General features: G+C 69.4%; 19 protein-coding genes and 1 tRNA gene. 8 read left to right on the plus strand and 12 right to left on the minus strand.

Annotated elements, in window-relative coordinates; translation table 11 throughout:
• Positions 1 to 90 precede the first annotated feature (90 nt).
• Complete coding sequence (locus tag ABN401_RS05775) at positions 91 to 1,065, minus strand: glycosyltransferase family 9 protein (protein WP_349683880.1); 975 nt, start codon at positions 1,063 to 1,065, stop codon at positions 91 to 93.
• 93 nt (positions 1,066 to 1,158) lie between these two features.
• Between ABN401_RS05775 and ygfZ the strand changes: the two genes are divergently transcribed.
• The 5 genes from ygfZ (at position 1,159) to rnhB (ending at position 5,311) form a co-directional block, all read left to right on the plus strand.
• Entirely contained in the window at positions 1,159 to 1,971 is an 813-nt protein-coding gene (gene ygfZ / locus ABN401_RS05780) for a CAF17-like 4Fe-4S cluster assembly/insertion protein YgfZ (protein WP_349683881.1), read from the plus strand.
• Between the two features lie 101 nt (positions 1,972 to 2,072).
• Positions 2,073 to 3,077 (plus strand): ferritin-like domain-containing protein, encoded by a 1,005-nt coding sequence (locus tag ABN401_RS05785; protein ID WP_349683882.1) that lies wholly within the window; start codon positions 2,073 to 2,075, stop codon positions 3,075 to 3,077.
• A 158-nt stretch (positions 3,078 to 3,235) separates the two neighbouring features.
• On the plus strand, positions 3,236 to 4,060 hold the full coding sequence (locus ABN401_RS05790) for an outer membrane protein (RefSeq protein WP_349683883.1): 825 nt from the start codon (positions 3,236 to 3,238) through the stop codon (positions 4,058 to 4,060).
• Between the two features lie 46 nt (positions 4,061 to 4,106).
• The gene (locus ABN401_RS05795) at positions 4,107 to 4,688 is read left to right on the plus strand and encodes a DNA-3-methyladenine glycosylase I (RefSeq protein ID WP_349683884.1); all 582 of its coding nucleotides are present in this window, start codon (positions 4,107 to 4,109) and stop codon (positions 4,686 to 4,688) included.
• On the plus strand, positions 4,685 to 5,311 hold the full coding sequence (gene rnhB / locus ABN401_RS05800) for a ribonuclease HII (RefSeq protein WP_349683885.1): 627 nt from the start codon (positions 4,685 to 4,687) through the stop codon (positions 5,309 to 5,311). Before ABN401_RS05795 ends, rnhB begins: the two co-directional genes overlap by 4 nt.
• Here the strand turns inward: rnhB and ABN401_RS05805 are convergent.
• From ABN401_RS05805 to pyk, 3 genes are read right to left on the minus strand one after another with little or no spacing between them, the layout of a single operon-like run.
• A complete protein-coding gene (locus tag ABN401_RS05805; RefSeq protein WP_349683886.1) occupies positions 5,305 to 5,622 on the minus strand; it encodes a hypothetical protein in 318 nt (105 codons plus the stop codon). The two genes, rnhB and ABN401_RS05805, sit on opposite strands and share 7 nt — an antisense overlap.
• A 41-nt stretch (positions 5,623 to 5,663) precedes the next feature.
• Positions 5,664 to 6,698 (minus strand): DNA adenine methylase, encoded by a 1,035-nt coding sequence (locus ABN401_RS05810; RefSeq protein WP_349683887.1) that lies wholly within the window; start codon positions 6,696 to 6,698, stop codon positions 5,664 to 5,666.
• Positions 6,699 to 6,741: 43 nt separating this feature from the next.
• Positions 6,742 to 8,181 carry a pyruvate kinase gene (gene pyk, locus ABN401_RS05815; RefSeq protein WP_349683888.1) on the minus strand — a complete coding sequence of 480 codons (1,440 nt, stop codon included), beginning with the start codon at positions 8,179 to 8,181 and terminating at the stop codon, positions 6,742 to 6,744.
• A 357-nt stretch (positions 8,182 to 8,538) separates the two neighbouring features.
• Here pyk and ABN401_RS05820 point away from each other — a divergent pair, with 357 nt between their 5' ends.
• Positions 8,539 to 10,296 carry a DUF885 domain-containing protein gene (locus ABN401_RS05820; protein ID WP_349683889.1) on the plus strand — a complete coding sequence of 586 codons (1,758 nt, stop codon included), beginning with the start codon at positions 8,539 to 8,541 and terminating at the stop codon, positions 10,294 to 10,296.
• 20 nt (positions 10,297 to 10,316) lie between these two features.
• Here ABN401_RS05820 and ABN401_RS05825 read toward each other — a convergent pair.
• From ABN401_RS05825 to ABN401_RS05860, 8 genes are all read right to left on the minus strand, one after another.
• Positions 10,317 to 10,401: transfer RNA gene (locus ABN401_RS05825), tRNA-Leu, on the minus strand.
• A 34-nt stretch (positions 10,402 to 10,435) separates the two neighbouring features.
• Positions 10,436 to 10,618: a hypothetical protein gene (locus ABN401_RS05830; RefSeq protein ID WP_349683890.1), complete on the minus strand. Its 183-nt coding sequence runs from the start codon at positions 10,616 to 10,618 to the stop codon at positions 10,436 to 10,438.
• A gap of 47 nt (positions 10,619 to 10,665) precedes the next feature.
• The gene (locus ABN401_RS05835) at positions 10,666 to 12,090 is read right to left on the minus strand and encodes a M20/M25/M40 family metallo-hydrolase (protein ID WP_349683891.1); all 1,425 of its coding nucleotides are present in this window, start codon (positions 12,088 to 12,090) and stop codon (positions 10,666 to 10,668) included.
• A 74-nt stretch (positions 12,091 to 12,164) separates the two neighbouring features.
• Entirely contained in the window at positions 12,165 to 12,428 is a 264-nt protein-coding gene (locus ABN401_RS05840) for a DUF3297 family protein (RefSeq protein ID WP_349683892.1), read from the minus strand.
• A gap of 67 nt (positions 12,429 to 12,495) precedes the next feature.
• Complete coding sequence (locus tag ABN401_RS05845) at positions 12,496 to 13,455, minus strand: MotE family protein (protein WP_349683893.1); 960 nt, start codon at positions 13,453 to 13,455, stop codon at positions 12,496 to 12,498.
• A 20-nt stretch (positions 13,456 to 13,475) separates the two neighbouring features.
• Positions 13,476 to 14,144: a DUF6468 domain-containing protein gene (locus ABN401_RS05850; RefSeq protein ID WP_349683894.1), complete on the minus strand. Its 669-nt coding sequence runs from the start codon at positions 14,142 to 14,144 to the stop codon at positions 13,476 to 13,478.
• Position 14,145: 1 nt separating this feature from the next.
• Entirely contained in the window at positions 14,146 to 15,213 is a 1,068-nt protein-coding gene (fliM, locus tag ABN401_RS05855; protein WP_349683895.1) for a flagellar motor switch protein FliM, read from the minus strand.
• A 3-nt stretch (positions 15,214 to 15,216) separates the two neighbouring features.
• The gene (locus tag ABN401_RS05860) at positions 15,217 to 15,879 is read right to left on the minus strand and encodes a flagellar basal body-associated FliL family protein (protein ID WP_349683896.1); all 663 of its coding nucleotides are present in this window, start codon (positions 15,877 to 15,879) and stop codon (positions 15,217 to 15,219) included.
• Positions 15,880 to 16,062: 183 nt separating this feature from the next.
• On the opposite strand from ABN401_RS05860, the gene flgF reads away from it, so the two are divergent.
• Positions 16,063 to 16,800: a flagellar basal-body rod protein FlgF gene (gene flgF, locus ABN401_RS05865; RefSeq protein ID WP_349683897.1), complete on the plus strand. Its 738-nt coding sequence runs from the start codon at positions 16,063 to 16,065 to the stop codon at positions 16,798 to 16,800.
• 12 nt (positions 16,801 to 16,812) lie between these two features.
• Positions 16,813 to 17,601, plus strand: coding sequence for a flagellar basal-body rod protein FlgG (gene flgG / locus ABN401_RS05870; RefSeq protein ID WP_349683898.1), 789 nt, complete (start codon positions 16,813 to 16,815; stop codon positions 17,599 to 17,601).
• Position 17,602 lies beyond the last annotated feature (1 nt).

Here is a 17,602-nt window from a genome sequence, read left to right on the forward strand (position 1 = left end):
TTCCCTTGGCGAAAACAGAGTCTGAAACGTCTGAAACGTGCGAATCCGGCCGTCCGGCGCTCGGTTTCAGGCAGCCATTATAAGGGGGTTTCAAGCGGCGCCGGATTGAGCGGCGCGATTTTTTTCGAGCAGCGCCCGCGCGGCCTTGAGAACCCGCTCGGCGGGCAGGCCCATCATGTGCTGGATGGCCTGGTTGAGGTGCGGATCCACGGCCCGAAACTCGTCGTATAAGCGTTCGCCGCGAATGGAGACGCCGCCCCAAGGGCCGACGCGGCTGTCGTCCGAAGGACCATAGACGCCGATGGTCGGGACGCCCGCCGCGACGGCCAGCTGGGTCCAGATCGAGTCCGCGCCGATGTAGAGGGCCGCGTGCGACAGGGCCGCCGCCGTCTGAAGCCGGGTGAGCCGGCCCTGAAGTTCGATCACTCGGGCGCGCGGTACCGCCAGTCGAATGGTGTGAGCCAGGTCTCGGTCCGCCTCCTCGCCTACGATCATCAGACGACCCCCGGCCAGGGGCCCGTCGTCCGCCAGTAGGGGCGCGGCGATCTTGGAGTAGCGTTCGGCCGGCCAGCGCTTGCCGATCCAGTCGGCGCCCGGCCCGACCGCCAGGATGGGAGCCGGATCGTCGCCGACGAGGGCCTGGGCGGCGGCGCGCGTCTCGTCGCCGAGGAACAGCCGGGGCGCAGGCACGTCGTCCAGGTGCAGGGCATAGGCGGCGTCCTCGACCGCGTGCATGCCGGGGCGCGGCGGTCCCTTCACGGCCCGCTTCTGACGGCGCAGCCGCTCGGAGAACCGCGTGCCGCGCTGATCGACCACCAGGCCCCAGCGTGTCTGGCGCACCTGGTTCCACAGGGCGATCCATTCGAAGCGGCCGTTGCCGTCCATCACGATCAGCCGGTCCAGGCGCGGCGTATCGGCGAACAGGGGCGCCGAGGCGGCCGATCCCACCACCGTGAACGCGGCCTGGGGCAGGCTGTCGACCAGACAGGCCAGGGCCCCGGAAGACAGCACCGCCGCCTCGGCGTCGGCCTCGGCGATGTAGAGGATGGGGAAGCTGGAGCTCATGCCGACACCGTATACGGATTCTTTCGCGGCGACCGTGGGGCGAACCGGGCGTTCCGCCTCCCGCTTCGGTGCCGAAGCCCCTATCTTGACCCCATGACCGATCGCATCGCCCGCCTCGACAGCCGCGCCCTGATCCGGGTCGCCGGGCCGGACGCGCAGCCCTTCTTGCACAATCTGCTGACCCAGGACATCGAGACGCTGGTTCCCGGCGAGGTGCGGTTCGCGGGCCTGCTGTCGCCACCGGGACGGCTGCTGTTCGATCTGTTCGTCTGGGGCGCGGACGACGGCGTCGTGCTGGACGTCGCGGCGGACCGGCGAGAGGCCCTGATGGCGCGCCTGTCGATGTACCGACTGAGGGCGCAGGTCGAGATCGGCGCCGACGAGCGGCCCGTGTGCGTCAGCTGGCCGGGCACGGCGGAAGGCTTCGTCACGGACCCCCGCCTGCCGGAGCTGGGCGGGCGGGCGCTGGGCCAGCGAACCGCAACCGCCGAAGAGGACGGCTGGGACGCGCACAGGCTGGATGTCGGCGTACCCGACCCGACCCGCGACGGCGGTCATGACGCCCATTTTCCGATCGAGGCGAACTTCGACCTCCTGAACGGCATCGATTTCAGGAAGGGTTGTTTCGTCGGTCAGGAGACGACCAGCCGCATGAAGCGGCGCGGCGAGATCAAGAAACGGATGCTGCCGCTGACCTTCGATGGACCGCCACCCGCGCCGGGAACGGAGGTTCTGAACGGCGAGCTTCGCGCCGGCGAGGTTTTGACCGGGCGTGAGGGCGGCGCGATCGCCCTGATGCGTCTGGACCGGCTGGACGGGACGCTGACGGTCGAGGGACGAGCGGCGGCGGCGCGGCGACCGCACTGGATGTCCAAGACCTCTCCAGAGGAAATCAGCCAAGGCTGAACTGTGAAGATTAGGCGTTTTGAACGGCCAAGCTGAAACCGCCACGGATGTGGCGAGTATCTGTTCGCGGAAGGGCAGTGTCGCCCCACAGAGGTTTCCGCATGTCCAAGACCGATCTCATCCTCGAAACTCTCGAGAAGCGGGCTTCCCGCCTGAACGACCGGCGCAAGTTCTTCAAGACCGCCGGCGGTTTCGCCGTCGGCGCGACCGCGGGGGCCGTGCTGGGCGCCTGCTCAAGCTCGTCGGACACGGCGGTGGCCCAGGCCCCGCCCAGCAATCCGCCGTCCAACAGCCCGAACCTGGACGTCGAGATCCTGAACTTCGCGCTGCAGCTGGAATATCTGGAGGCCCAGTTCTATTCCTTCGCGGCGTTCGGCACCGGCCTGCCGCAAAGCTCGCTCGGTGGCACGGGTACCCAAGGCGGGGTGATCGGGGGCCGGCAGGTCAATTTCACCGATCCGCTGGTCCGCCGCTACGCCAACGAGATCGCGGCCGACGAAGTCGCCCACGTCAACTTCCTGCGCTCGGCGTTGGGCAGTTCGGCCGTGGCCCAGCCGGCGATCGACGTCGGCGGGACCGATCCGAACGGCGCCTTCTCCAGCGCGGCCCGCGCCGCCGGCCTGGTCGGGCCGGGACAGGCGTTCGACCCCTATGCCTCGGACGAGGCCTTCCTGCTGGGGGCCTTCATCTTCGAGGACGTTGGGGTGAGCCTGTACAAGGGGGCCGCACCGCTGGTGACCAGCAAGGTGTTCCTGGAGGCCGCCGCCGGCATCCTGGCGGCCGAGGCCTATCACGCGGGCCTGGTGCGAACCGTGCTGTCGGCCAAGGGCATCGCGACGCCGTCCCTGATCGACGCGACCGAGGCGATCTCGAACGCGCGCGACAGCCTGGACGGTCCGTCCGATCTGGATCAGGGCGTGCGTCCGACAGGCACGGGCAACGCCGCCGCATCGAACATCTTCCCCAGCGACAGCAACGGTATCGCCTTCAGCCGCACGGTCGCCCAGGGGTTGAACATCGTCTACCTGCGCTCCGGCACCGGCGTGACCCAGGGCGGCTTCTTCCCGGCCGGCCTGAACGGCCCCGCCGGCTTCCGCACGACCTGATACGCGGCTCGGTCAGCCCTGCCGGTCAGGCGGCGGGGCTGACAGGGCGGCGACTGGCCGTCCTATCCCGGAAAGACAGGCCCTGACCGATCTCCACCCTTTCGCGGATGCGCCACAGGCACCCTGGTCCCCGCCGCGACAACGACAGGATTTGACCCATGACGAGATTTCTCTTCGCCGCCTCGGCCGCGGCCCTGACGCTCTCAGCGTCTCCTGCCCTGAGCCAGGACTGGTCCGGCGGCTATATCGGCGTTCACGGCGGATTCGGGCAGACCAACGATCAGGACGACGAGCGCCTGCGCTTCGACCGGAACCTGGACGGCAACTTCGGCGACACCGTCACGACGGCGACCGGGGCGGACGCCTTCAGCCCCGGCTCGTGCGGGGGCTCCGCCAACGGCAACACGCCCGCCGACGGGTGCGATGACGACTTCGACGCGGCCGAGGCCGGCATTCGGGCGGGTTGGGACTTTCAGTTCGGATCGTTCGTCGTCGGCGCGGTCGCCGAGTATTCGGGCGTGAGCGCCGAGGACAGCGTGACGTCGTATTCGACGACACCGGCCTCCTACACGTTTGAGCGCAAGCTGGAGAACCTGGCCGCCCTCCGGGCGCGGGTCGGCTATGCCATGGGACCGGCGCTGTTCTACGGCACCGCCGGCGGTGCCAGCGGCGAGATGTCGAACCAGTTCTTCTCCAGCAACGGGGTCAACAGCTTCGACGCCACGATCAACGACGATCAGGCGGACGGCTATCAGGCGGGCGGCGGGATCGAATACCGACTGGCGGGCAATCTCACCGTCACGGGCGAGTATATCTACACCTCCCTGGAGGCGCCGGACTTCAACATCCGCGTCGGTCGCGGCATCGCGGCGGCCAACAATCCGTTCGTGCTGACGCCCAACACCACCGGGACGGACATCACGCGGTCGAACGGGCGGTTCGGCCTTCACGCGGTCAGGATCGGGATGAACTACCGGTTCTGACCGGTCGCGGGTCGGCAGACGACGCGGCGGTCGATAGGCTGTCGCGATGACCGACTCACGCTGCGCCTGGTGCGGGACCGATCCGCTGTATGTCGCCTATCACGACACCGAATGGGGCGTGCCGGAACGTGACCCCCGCGCCCTGTGGGAGAAGCTGGTGCTGGACGGGTTCCAGGCGGGCCTGGCCTGGATCACCATCCTGAGAAAGCGCGAGGCGTTCCGGGCGGCGTTCGATGGCTTCGATCCGCAGGCGGTCGCCCGCTATGGCGAGGGGGACCGGGCGCGGCTGATGGCCGATGCGGGCATCGTGCGTTCGGGGGCCAAGATCGACGCCACGATCCGGGGCGCGCGGGTCTGGTGCGACATGCGCGAGCGGGGCGAGGATTTCTCCGACTGGCTGTGGGGCTTCGTGGACGGTCGGCCGATCCAGAACACGCCGGCGACGATGGCGGGGGTTCCGGCCCAGACGTCGGTGTCGGTCGAGATGTCCAGGGCGCTGAAGGCCAAGGGCTTCGGCTTCTGCGGGCCGGTCATCACCTACGCCTTCATGCAGGCGACGGGGATGGTCAACGACCACGTCCAGACCTGCTTCCGATGCGACGAGGTGCGGGCTATGGGCGGGCGATGACCAAGGCGCGACCCCTCCCCACCCTGACGCTGGAGACCCTGCTGGCCCAGCGGGTCGACGGCCTGGTGTGCGGGGTGGACGAGGCCGGGCGTGGGCCCTGGGCCGGGCCGGTGACGGCGGCGGCGGTGATCCTGTCAGCCGACGGCCTGCCCCTCGGCATCGACGACTCCAAGGCGTTGACCGCCAAGCGGCGCGAGGCGTTGGAGGGCGAGATCAAGGCGCGGGCGGTGGCCTGGGGTGTGGGCTTCGCCTCGGTCGAGGAGATTGCCGAGCTGAACATTCTGCACGCCACGGGCCTGGCCATGTGCCGGGCGATCGAGGCGATGGCGGTGGAGCCCCTCGCGGCGCTGGTGGACGGAAACTATCGGTTCAAGCTGCCGTGCGACGTCGAGACAGTCGTCGGCGGCGATGGGCTGAGCCTGTCGATCGCGGCGGCCTCCATCCTGGCCAAGACGGCCAGGGACCGGCTGATGGTCGAGATGGACACTCTGTATCCCGGCTACGGGTTCGCGGGTCACAAGGGCTATAACGCGCCCGTGCATCAGGAGGCGCTGAGAACGCTCGGACCGTCGCCGATCCATCGGCGAAGCTGGGCCCCGATCCGGGCGCTGCTGGATCAGTAGACGGCGAGCGCGCCGCCGAGCAACGCACCCATGATGGCGGCGATCACGCCGCCGATGGCGATCACCAGCCAGCGCGGCATGGGCTCCATCGGAACGGGGCCCGGCGTCGATAGCGGGGCCACCCCTTCGGCGCGGGTCAGGAAGTCGTTGGCGACAAGGTCCCGCGAAAACGCGTCGTTGGCCGGGCGGCTGTCGAAACGGGTCGCGGCCGGCGCGCGCCATGCGGCCGCCTGGTAGGCCTCGATCGCATTCCTGACGCCCTGGGGACGTCGGCCGAATTCGCCCTGGGAGGCCATATCGCGCTGTTCCATGCCGCCTTAACGACGCATTGACGCCTCAGTTCCCGCCGAGGTCAAGCCGCCAGCGACGCGGCGTGATCGGAGACGACGAACAGATATTCGACGTTCCGCAGCCGTCCGACCGTGCCGACCTTCTCGCCCTTGGGGTTATGGATGCCGATCCGGGCCCCGACATAGCGCGGGCGGGCGATCTCAATGACCTGAACAGGCCCGCGCGCGGACAGCATCTCGACCAGCTGCTCGCGGCTCAGATAGCCCTCGTCGTTGAAGGAGACGATCAGGTGCGGGGCGCGGATCGCCTGGATCACCGCCTGCAGCGCCGGGCCGATGCCGGGGCGGGAGTTGAAGGCGCTCTTTCGGGTGCGGACGTCGATCCGCTTGTTGGCGATGCCATAGGTCTCGGGCCGGTCCCACAGCACCAGGCTCTCCCAGACATGGTAGTTCCCCAGGTAGGAGTGCTGGTTGTAGGGCGGGTCCAGATAGACGAGGTCGCCGTCGAAGGCCGAGGCGATGTCGAGCGCGTCTGCCCGGGCGGCGCGGCAGGGACCAGCGGCGACGGCGGGCTGGAGCGCGGGCAGGCGTAGGTCCAGGGGCTTGAGCGCGCGGGGAGCCCAGGCCTTCATATAGGCCATCTGGACGCCCGCGGTGGAATCCACCCGATCGGCGGCCTCCATCAGGCTGACGAGGGCGATGGCCTTGAGCTCTGGCTCCAGGCCCAGCGTCTCGATCCGGTCACGGATGGCGTCGATGCGGGCGCCGTTGGCCGGAGTGAAGTAGCGGGCGTCCTCGCAGAAGGCTTTCGTGAACCAGCCTGAGGCGGGCGGGGTCGTCGCCAACTCTGCTAGCAGTCGCTCGGCCGGGGCCTGCCAGCGTTCGTGGTCGGCCTGGACATAGGCAGTGGCGAGCGTGTGGGCGTAGGCGTTGTGATCGTTGGACCAGACCCGGTGGCCCCGCCCTTTCAGCGCATGGCCGACGCGGGCCGTGCCGGAGAACAGGTCGCAGACGTGACCCCCGTTCGGCAGCAGGCCGCGAACGGCGGTGGTGATCGGGTCGAGCAGCGCCCGCTTGGAGCCGAGGTATTTGATCATATGTCCAATCCTCCCCCGCTTCGCTACGCTGCTCGGGGGAGGATTAGGATTTCCGCCCCTTCCCCTTCGCCGGAGCATGCGCCAGGCGGAGGAGATTCGCAGCCCCCGGGGCGCCGAAGGGGGTGCCGGCCAGGATCAGGATGCGCTGGCCGGGCTCGGCGAGGCCGTACTGCATGGCCGAGGCGACCGCGTCGTCGGTGACGTCTTCCAGCGACGTCGGCTCCTTGCCCAGACGGGGTTCCAGGCCCCAGACGAGGGCCAGGCGCCGTGCGGTCTCGGGCCGGGGGGTCAGGGCCAGGACGGGCTGGAGCGGGCGTTCGCGCGACATGCGCCGGGCCGTACCGCCCAGCGTCGTGAACACCACGATGCAACCGGTCGAGGACGCCTCGCCGGCCTTCCTCGCCGCCGCGACCAGGGCGTCGGCGTCGAAGCCTTCCATGCCGGCGTGTTCGGCGTCCATCAGACTGGGCCACAGGGGGTCGCTTTCGACCCGCTCCATGATCCGGTTCATGATGCCGACGGCCTCCATGGGATAGTCGCCCGACGCCGTCTCGGCCGACAGCATCAGGGCGTCCGCGCCTTCATAGACCGCATTGGCCACGTCGGACGCCTCGGCGCGCGTGGGGGCGGGCGAGGATGTCATCGACTCCAGCATCTGGGTCGCGACGATGACCGGCACGCCACGCTGGCGGGCGGCGCGGATGATGGCCTTCTGGGCCACCGGCACCTCTTCGGGCTGCATCTCGACGCCCAGGTCGCCGCGCGCGACCATGACGCCGTCGCAGTAGTCCAGAATGCTGTCCAGCGCCTCCAGCGCCTGGGGCTTTTCGATCTTGGCCAGGCAGGCGGCACGGCCCTTCACGATGGCTTTCAGCTCGGCCATGTCCTCGGCCTTCTGGACAAAGCTGAGGGCCACCCAGTCGACGCCGATCCGCAGGGCGAAGTTCAGGTCCTCCCGGTCCTTGGGCGTCAGGGCCGAGACCGGAATGATGGCCTCAGGCACGGCCACGCCCTTGCGGTCCGACAGCTTGGTGCCGCTCTCGACCGTGACGTCCGCCCAGTCCTCGGCACGTTCCCCCACGCGCAGCCGGACGCGGCCATCGTCGAGCAACAGCGACATGCCGGTGCGCAGGGCCTTGAAGATCTCCGGATGGGGCATCTGCACCCGGGTGGCGTCGCCCGGCGTGGGGTCGAGGTCGAACCGCATTTTGTGGCCCGGCTTGATCGAGATCTCGGTCTCGGCGAACCGGCCCAATCGCAGCTTGGGGCCCTGCAGGTCGGCCAGCACACCGAGCGGCCGCTTCAGCGCGATCTCTGCCCCGCGCACGGCCTTCAGCGCGGCGGCATGGTCGTCATGGCTGCCGTGGCTGAAGTTCAGGCGAAAGACGTCGACCCCGGCCTGGGCCAGGGCCTTGACCATGCCGGGCGCGCGACTGGCGGGCCCCAGGGTCGCGACGATGCGCGCGCGCCGTGCTCTGATCATGATGGTCCCGTTGTCCGGTCGCGTTTCCCTGCGACGTCTTGTGCCAACGAAACGGGGCGGGCGTAAGCCGGGGCGGCTGCGGGAAACAGGAAGTTATGGGCCGTTACAGGCCGTCGCGGACGCGGGAGGCGCACCCTCCTCCGTCATCCTCGGACTTGATCCGAGGATCGAGCTTTCCGCGCCTCAGAAGGCAGACCGGGCGGTGAGACCCCGCCTCACGTCTTCCTGCGAGCGGTCAGACATTCGATCCTCGGATCAAGTCCGAGGATGACGGCGTGGGTTGGGCGATCCTGCCCCGCTTTGACTTCCGCCAAACACGCTTTAGCGTTTGATCCGCATCGATTTTGGGGGTCCACCATGTCTCGTCGTCTGCTTTCGGCCACGGCCGCTTTCCTGGCTTTCGCGACGCCCGCATGGGCCCAGAACGCCGGGGAGAATCGCCTGACGGCCCTGCTGGCCGAGCACGAGGCGGTCGAGCGCCGGTTCGATCCCGTGACCTCCAGCGAAAACGGCGACCAAGCGGCCCTGTCGCGGCTGGGGGACAGCTCGCCTGCGGCCGTCGAGGCGCGGGCCCAGGCGCTGAGGGAACTGCGGGCCGGTCTGGCCGAGATCGACGCCGCCGGCCTGCCGGACGACGCCGACCGGCTGAACCTGGCGCTCTTGATGCGCTCCATCGACGACGATCTGGAGAGCCTGACCTTCGACCGGGCGCGCCTGGGAGGCGGGGGCGGCGGGTTCGACGGTCTGGGTCGCAACACGCCGCTGCGGACGCGCGCCGACGCCGAGGCCTGGCTGACCCGCATGGGCCAGATGGCGGCGGCCCAACGTCAGGGCATCGAGAACAGCCGTCGCGGCATCGCCTCGGGCTGGACCCAGCCGCGCCAGATCATCGAACGGTCGATCACCGTGGCCCGCGCCACCGCTGCCCGCCCGGTCGAGCAGAGCCCCCTGCTGCTGCCGTTCGCCACCCTGCCCCAGTCGGTGCCAGAGGCTGAGCGCGAGGCGTACCGCGCGCGCGCGCTGGAGATCATCACGAACGAGATCGTGCCGGCCCAGCAGGAACAGCTGGCCTTCCTCGAGACGGAGCTTCTGCCGGCCGCGCGGCCGGGGCTGGGGGTCCGCACCCTTCCGAACGGCGAGGCCTACTACCGCTATCTGGTGCGCTCCAACACGACCACGGACATGACGCCGGAACAGGTGCATGAACTGGGCCTGTCCGAGGTCGCCCGCATCCGCGCCGAGATGGACGGCGTCATCGCCGAGACCGGCTTCGAAGGCAGCTTCCCGGAGTTCCTGAACTTCCTGCGGACCGACCCGCAGTTCTATGCGACCTCGCCCGAGGAGCTGGTGCGAATCGTCGCCGAGATCAGCCGCCGGGCCGATGCCGCCCTGCCGCGCATCTTCGGCACCCTGCCCCGCCTGACCTATGGCATCGAAGAGACCCCGGCGGAGACCGCGCCGACGTCGGCCACGGCGGGCTATACGCCGGGCAGCGCCGAGCTGGGCAAGGCCGGGACCTATGTGCTGAACACCTATCGCCTGGATCAGCGGCCGCTTTACGAGATGCCGGCCCTGACGCTGCACGAGGCGACGCCCGGCCACCACCTGCAGGTCGCCCTGATGCAGGAACAGCCCGAGGCCCCCTATTTCCGCAGGACGTCGTGGTTCACCTCCTACGTCGAGGGCTGGGGCCTGTATGCCGAGACCCTCGGCTACGACATGGACATGTACACGACGCCGTATGAGCGGTTCGGACGGCTGTCGTACGAGATGTGGCGGGCGTGCCGACTGGTGGTCGACACCGGCATCCACTGGCTGGGCTGGACCGAGGCCGAGGCGCGCGAATGCTTCGAGCAGAACAGCGCCCTGTCGCCCCAGAACATCACCGCCGAGGTCAATCGCTACATCGGCAATCCGGGTCAGGCCCTGGCCTACAAGATCGGTGAGCTGACGTTCCGGCGCATGCGGGCCGAGGCCGAGGCGGCGCTGGGCGAACGCTTCGACCTGCGCGCCTTCCACGACCATCTGTTGAGCGACGGGGCCCTGCCGATGGACATCGTCGAGACGCGGATGCGGGCCTGGATCCAGGAACAGCAGGCCCTGCCGATCACCTGATCGCGGGGTCTGAAGGGCCCTGGTGCGAGCGGCGGGGGTCGAACCCGCATGACCGAGGTCGAGGGATTTTAAGTCCCTTGCGTCTACCAGTTTCGCCACGCTCGCCGAGCGTCCGGCGTCGCGGCTGGGGGCCGCCGTGTCAAGCGCGAACGCGGCGGACTTCTGTCACGGTCAGCAGGACGGCGAGCATGCCGGTCCAGAACAGGATGTCCTTGATCCCCTCGCTGGCGGTGGGGACGAAGAACTCCAGCGCGGCCCAGGCGACCAGCGCGATCAGGAAGACGGCGGCGAGCAGCTTCTTCCACATGACGGTCTCCTTCATGAGACCGTCGATGTAAATGTCGCTTTACATTGTGTCAAGCACGGCCGTCAGGGCGCGGAGCTTGTCTCCGGACGCAGATCGACGTCGCTGTCGGCCAGCAGCCACAGGAAGGCGGCCCAGGCGGCGACGTTCTGAGTCATGGACGCGGGGTCGATCCTGTCCAGAACGTCGTCGACCGTATGGTGGGTGTCGAAATAGTCGGTGCCGTCCTGGTTCAGGCGGAAGGCGGGCACGCCCAGGGCCACCGTCGGACCGGTGTCGGGACCGCCGCCGGTCGCGGGGGCCGGATCGTTCAGGATGCCCAGCGGCGTCAGCACGCGCAGGGCCGCCTGACGGAAGGCCGGCGGGGTCGCGGCGGGCAGGCCCAGACTGTAGATCGGACCGGCCCCGAAATCGCTTTCGGAGATGGCCACATGGCTCGCCATCTGATCGCGACGGGTCTCCGCATAGTGGCGAGCCCCGGCCAACCCTTGCGCGGGCGGGGGCTGCGACACCTCTTCGGAGCCCCACCAGACGACGCGGATGGTGCGGCGAGGCTGGCGCGGCATGTCCTCGATCAGCTTCAGAGCGGCGGCGGTGATGGCCACGCCCGCGCCGTCGTCGATGGCACCCGTGCCGAGGTCCCAGCTGTCGAGGTGGCCGCCGATGACGATGACCTCGTCCGGAGCCTCGCGGCCGCGCACCTCGCCGATCACGTTCTGGCTGGTGGTCTGGGCGGTGAAGCCGGCCGTGGAAAACAGGCGCATCCGCACCGGTTCGTCGGTCAGGCGGATCAGGCGGCGCAGCTGGTCGGCGTCGGGCGGACTCATGGCGAAGGCGGGCACGGTCCCCTCTCCCACCCGGGTCGCGCCGGTGTGGGCGAAGCGGTGATCGTGGGTGCCCAGTGAGCGCAGGACGTAGCCGATGGCACCGCGCCGGGCGGCCTCGGTCGGGCCCTGGCCGCGCACGGGCGAGGTCGCGCCATAGCCGCGTCCGTCCTGGGCCTGGACCGTGTCCTGAAGCACCACGGCGATCTTGCCCGTGAGCGACCCTTCCGGCTGATCGAGCAGCTGCTGATAGGTCTCGAAGATGGCCGCCTCGCCCTCGATGCCCGCAGGCGGCGTGGCGATGGAGCCGCCCAGGGCCACCACCGTCAGGGGCTGGGGGAAAGGCGACAGGATCTCGACCCGCGCCTCGCCCCGTTCCCACAGGGCCAGGGGAAAGCTCTCGATCGCGACGTTGTCGAAGCCCATGGCGCGGAACTGGTCGGCGCCCCAGCGGGCGGAGGCCTGTTCGGAGGTCGAGCCGGCCAGACGCGGGCCGAAGCGCGTGGTCAGCTCAGACACCAGCGAATAGGCGACGTTCGACTCGAGCGCCCGATCACGCAGCGCCTCGGCCTCAGCGATGGTGCGCGCATCCTGGGCAGAGGCGGCCGGGGCCGTCAGAAGGAGAACCGCACCAAGGGCGGTCGAGCAGGCGAGGCGGACGGACATGATGGCTCCGGCAAACGGCGAAGCCGGACCCTATCGACCCCGGAGCGAGGGGTGAAGGGCACAAAGCGTGCCGATCACTCCGCCTTGTCGGCCGCGATCTCGCTGTTCTGGAAATAGGGCTCGACCGTGCCCTGCAGCTTGATCGTCAGGGCGTTGCCCTTGCGGTCGACGGCCTTGCCGGCGGCGAGGCGGACCCAGCCCTCGGAGACGCAGTATTCGTCGACGTTGGTCTTTTCCTCGCCCTTGAACCGCACGCCCACGCCGCGCGCCAGGACGTCGGCGTCGTAGTGGGGGCTGGACGGATTGACCGAGAGGCGGTCGGGGGGCGTGTCTGACATGGCGGGCACCTGAAGGCGTCGGAAGGCGGCTGATTAGCTGTCCGCGCCTCGCCTGCCAACCGGGCCTTTACTGAACCGACTGGCGCGGCGCGGCGGCACCGGCGGCCGGAGCGCCGGCGGTGGGCTGATAGGCCTGTGGGCCGGGAGGGGCCGGGGGCGTCGTGCCCGTGGTGTCGGAGGCCGGAGTGCGGGCCGGTTGACGCGGCGTCGGACGGTTGGCGGCGCGCTGGGTCGGGGGCGGCGTGGCGCGACTGGCGGCGCGTTGGGCGGCGGGCGCGGCGGCGGCGGACGCCGCGGTCTGGGTCGCTGGAGGGGTGGCGGCGGGCGCGGCGGCGGGCGTCTGGGCAGGCCCGGGCGTGGCGGCGGTCTCGATGGCGGCGGCGGCGGCGGCGCGGGCGGCCAGTTGCTGGGCCTGGAAGCGGCCGGCCAGTTTCTCGGTCAGCTCGCGGGCGGCGGCGGGCGGCATCTGAGCCATGATGGCCGACAACGAGCGCGGCCGCATGGCGGCGGCGATGGGCAGGCGGACGTCGTCGGCCAGGGTGGCGAAGACGGCGGCGGCCTCGCGCGGGCGCATGGCGGAATAGACGGAGACCAGACGCGCGGTCTCGGCGGCCTCGCGCTCGTCGACCTGACCCAGCAGGGTCTGGACCTCGGCCTTGATGGCGTTCAGGGCGGTGATCTTGGCGTCCAGCTTCTGTTCGGCGGCGACCATCAGCGGCAGGGTGGTGGCGAAGTCGGCGTCGCGGGCGTCCAGCTCGGTGCGGCGCGCCGACAGGGACTGGATGATGCGCAGTTCGGCGGGGGAGATGCCGGCCTGCTGGGCCAGTTGTTCGGGCGACAGGGCGCAGACGGCGGGAACCGTCCGCGCGGCGGCGGCCGGCGTCACGGCCTCGCCCGCGGTCTCGGCGGCTTCCTCGGCCCAGGCGACCGCGCCCTGGAACAGGTCGGGTCCGGCCCCTACGGCGCGCACAGCCACGACCCCGCCGATGGCGACGGCGATCAGGGGCAGGAGGCGGGGCAGCTTCATCGGGGAAATCCAGTCGGAACCTAGGCGGCGAACAGGTCGTCGTCGGTCGTGGTAGGCCGCGACCGGTTGAGGCTTTGCTTCGCGCCTTGGTTAGCGGTCAGGGCATGCAGGATGGCCTGGACGTTGCCGGCCCCGGCGGCGGCCGGGGTGGCGGGGGCGCGCAGGCCCTGAATCCGCTCGGCCAGGGCGGCCATCCGGAAGGCGCGGTCGTCGGGGTCGGGGGTGGCGGCGGGAACGGGTTCGGCGTCCTCCCTCCCCCGGCGGGGGAGGGTGGTCGCGGAGCGACCGGGTGGAGGCGGCGCCGCGACGCGGGTGCGATCGGTCTCCGGCTCGCCCTGCCGGCCCCACCCGGTCTCCCCCTGGATCAAGTCCGGGGTTCGACCACCCTCCCCCAAGTGGGAGGGAGAAGCGGCGCGACCACCCCGCGCCACCAGCGCCTCGAGCTCGCCCTTCAGCGTTCGGGCCTTGAGGATGCGATCGTGCAGGAGGTCCGCCTCTTCACCGCTGGCGCGCAGCGACGACAGGGCGTTCTCGGCGCGACCGCAGGCGGCGTTCAGCTCGGTCACGGCACCTGCGAAGGCGAGTTGTCCGGCGCGGAGCTGGCTCAGCTTCTTCTCCAGCCGCACGCCGTACCCCAGCGCCGCGACCAGCAGGAGCATCAGGACAGCATCGAGGATGATCCCGGTCATGTCAGCGCCTTCCCTTGGTCAGGCTGTTGGCGGCCTCGACGCTGATCGGGCCCTCGACCCGCACAGCGATGTGCTGGCCCTTGCGGCCCATGCGCCCCGTTGTGACGGGAATCGATCCGCAGCGGATCGAGATCTCCGAGTCGGGCGTGGCGTTCAGCATCAGGGTGTCGCCAACCTTCAGATTCAGGACCGACGACAGGGGCACGGACTGGTCGTCCAGCACGGCGCGGACCTCGGTGTCGGTGGTCCAGAGCTCGGTGGCCAGGTGGCCTTCCCAGATGTTGTCGCGGCCGAACTTCTCGCCCATGAACTGCTGCAGCAGCATCTTCCGAATGGGCTCCAGCGTGGCGTAGGGCAGCAGCAGCTCGACCCGGCCACCCCGATCCTCCATGTCGATCCGCAGCTTGACCAGGATGGCGGCGTTGGCCGGGCGGGCGATGGCGGCGAAGCGGGGGTTGGTCTCCAGCCGGTCCAGATTGAAGTGGACCGGCGTCAGGGGCTCGAACGCCGCCTGGGCGTCGGCCAGGATGACCTCGACCATCCGCTGGACCAGAACCCGTTCGATGGTGGTGTAGGGCCGGCCCTCGATCCGCAGCGCGGCGGTGCCGCGACGCCCGCCCAAGAGGACGTCGACGATCGAATAGATCAGGTTGGAATCGACCGTCAGCAGGCCGTAGTTGTCCAGCTCCTCGGCCCGGAACACCGCCAGGATCGCCGGCAGGGGGATGGAGTTCAGATAGTCGCCGAAACGGATCGAGGAGATGTTGTCGAGCGAGACCTCGACATTGTCCGAGGTGAAGTTCCGCAAGCTCGTCGTCATCAACCGGACCAGCCGGTCGAAGACGATCTCCAGCATGGGCAGCCGCTCGTAGCTGACGAGGGCGGAGTTGATGATGGCGCGAATGCCGGTCCGTTCAGACGCGTCGTCGTCGCCCAGGTCGAAGCCGAGCAGGCTGTCGATCTCGTCCTGGTTCAGGACCCGTTCGGTCGCGCCGGGGCGTTCGGAACCGAAGCCTTCCGCCTCCGCGAAGGGATCGACCTCGCCGTCGGCTACGCCCACATCCGACATGGGTTACTGCACCAGCATTTCTTCGATCAGCACGGCATCGACCTGGGCCGGGGCGGCGATCAGATTGACGCGGCGCAGGATCTCGGCGCGCAGCTGATAGCTGCCGGCGGATCCGGCCAGATCCTCGGGGCGCAGCTCGCGCAGGAAGCCCTGGAACATGTCCTGCATGCGCGGCATCTCGCCCTGCAGCTGATGCGCCAGGTCGGCGTCGTGCATCTCCAGCGTCAGGGTCAGTTTGAGGAAGGTGGGCCGGCCGTCCGGCGACTGGATGTTCACCACCATGTCCGGCAGGGTGTAGAAGGTGACGCCGTCGGGCCCTTCCGCGATCTTGCCGAGCGACGGGTCGGCTTCGGCGTCTCCGCCGCCCCCGTGGTCGCCACCGCCCTTCTTCTCCTCGCCGTGGCCGCCGCCCTTTTCCTCTTCGCCGGCCTTCTCCTCGCCGTGGCCTTCCTCGGCGGCGGCGGGCTTGGGCGCGAGCAGGAAGAAATAGGCCCCGGCGCCGCCCCCGCCCAGCACCAGCAAGGCCACGGGCGCGATGATGAACAGAAGCGGGAGCTTCTTTTTCTTGGGCGCGTCTTCGCCCTCGACCTCGGCCCCGTGAGCGACGGCGAGCGCGGTCGCGTCGTCCTTCGGTGGCTTGTCCTTCTTCTTGCCCAGCTTGAGCATGTGGTGGTCGCGCCCCGGAAATCCCAAGCCTCAGGGTCACCCGACTTGGTTAACGCGAGGTGTAGAACCGGCAGGATTTGCCGGGTGGGAAAGGCGCTCAAGACCGCGCAAAGCCCGCCACGGCTGGATTAACCCTGTTGGCACGGCCGTTGCGAGGGGGGGGTGCGAAGGAGCGCCCGTCCCGTGGAAAATGCCGCCTACATCGGTTTGTCGCGTCAGATGACGCTGAGGCGCGAGCTGGATATCGCCGCCAACAACATCGCCAACGCCGACACCACCGGGTTCAAGGTCGAGCAGCTGCTGATGGGGGCCGAGATCGGCAACCGGGCGAGGAACGACTCCATCCGCCCGGGGGCCAGCTTCGTCCTGGACAACGGCGTGGGCCGTGATTTCTCCCAAGGGTCGCTGGAACAGACGGGCCGCTCACTGGACTTCGCCATCGAAGGCGAAGGCGTCTTCTTCCGTATCGAGGACGCGGGGGGAGAGGCCTATACTCGCGACGGAGCCTTCACCATCGACCCTGAAGGGACGCTCGTCACCAAGGCTGGACGGCCGGTGCTGGGCGACGGGGGTCCGATCGTCGTCGATCCGGCGCAGGGTCCAATCTCGGTCGCCGACGACGGCACGATAAGCCAGGCCGGCGCGGTCATCGGACAGCTGGGCCTGGCCCGCTTCGCCGAACTGGGCGTCCTGTCCAAGGACGGCGACGGCCTCTATCGCAACGCCTCCAACGCCGCCCCGATCGACGCCACCGGCGCGCAGGTCCGCCAGGGGATGCTGGAGGGATCCAACGTCAACTCCCTGGTCGAGATCACCAATCTGATCGAGATCAGCCGCGCCTACGAGCGGGCGACCAAGATGGTCGAGAACGTCCAGGAACTGTCCCGCCGCTCGGTCGAGCGGCTGGGCCGGTCGAGCTAAGGGAAACCCACCATGCGCGCACTTCGCACCGCCGCCTCCGGCATGGCCGCCCAGCAGCTGAACGTGGAGGTCATCTCCAACAACATCGCGAACATGAACACGGTCGGCTACAAGCGTCAGCGGGCCGAGTTCCAGGACCTGATCTATCAGAACGTCGAGCGCATGGGGGCCCAGTCCTCGAGCCAGGGCACCGTGGTTCCGACCGGCATCCAGGTCGGTCTGGGCGTCAAGGCGGGCAGCGTCTACCGGATCACCGAACAGGGCACGCCCCAGCAGACCAACAACCGCTACGACGTCGCCATCGACGGGCGCGGATATCTCCAGATCACCCTGCCGTCGGGCGAGATCGGCTTCACCCGGGCGGGGAACTTCTCGCTGAACGGCGAGGGCCAGCTGGTGACCGAGGACGGCTATGCGGTCGAGCCGGCCATCACCATCCCGCAGGACGCCATCGACGTGGCGATCTCCAAGACCGGACAGGTCCAGGTCGTCTCGGCCGGATCGCCCGAGGCCCAGATCGTTGGCCAGCTGGAACTTGCCACCTTCTTCAACGAGGCGGGGCTGGAAGCCATCGGCGACAACCTGCTGCTGGAGACCGCCGCCTCGGGCCCGGCCACGGTCGGCATCCCCGGCGAGGACGGCTTTGGCCAGCTGCTGCAGGGCTATACCGAGGCGTCCAACGTCGATGCCGTGACCGAGATCAGCGCCCTGATCATCGCCCAGCGCGCCTATGAGATGAACTCCAAGGTCATCACCACCGCCGACGAGATGATGAGCGTCTCAGCCCAGGTGAAGGGCTAGG

It is taken from the genome of Brevundimonas aurifodinae (assembly GCF_040195595.1).
Taxonomy (GTDB): Bacteria; Pseudomonadota; Alphaproteobacteria; order Caulobacterales; family Caulobacteraceae; genus Brevundimonas; species Brevundimonas aurifodinae.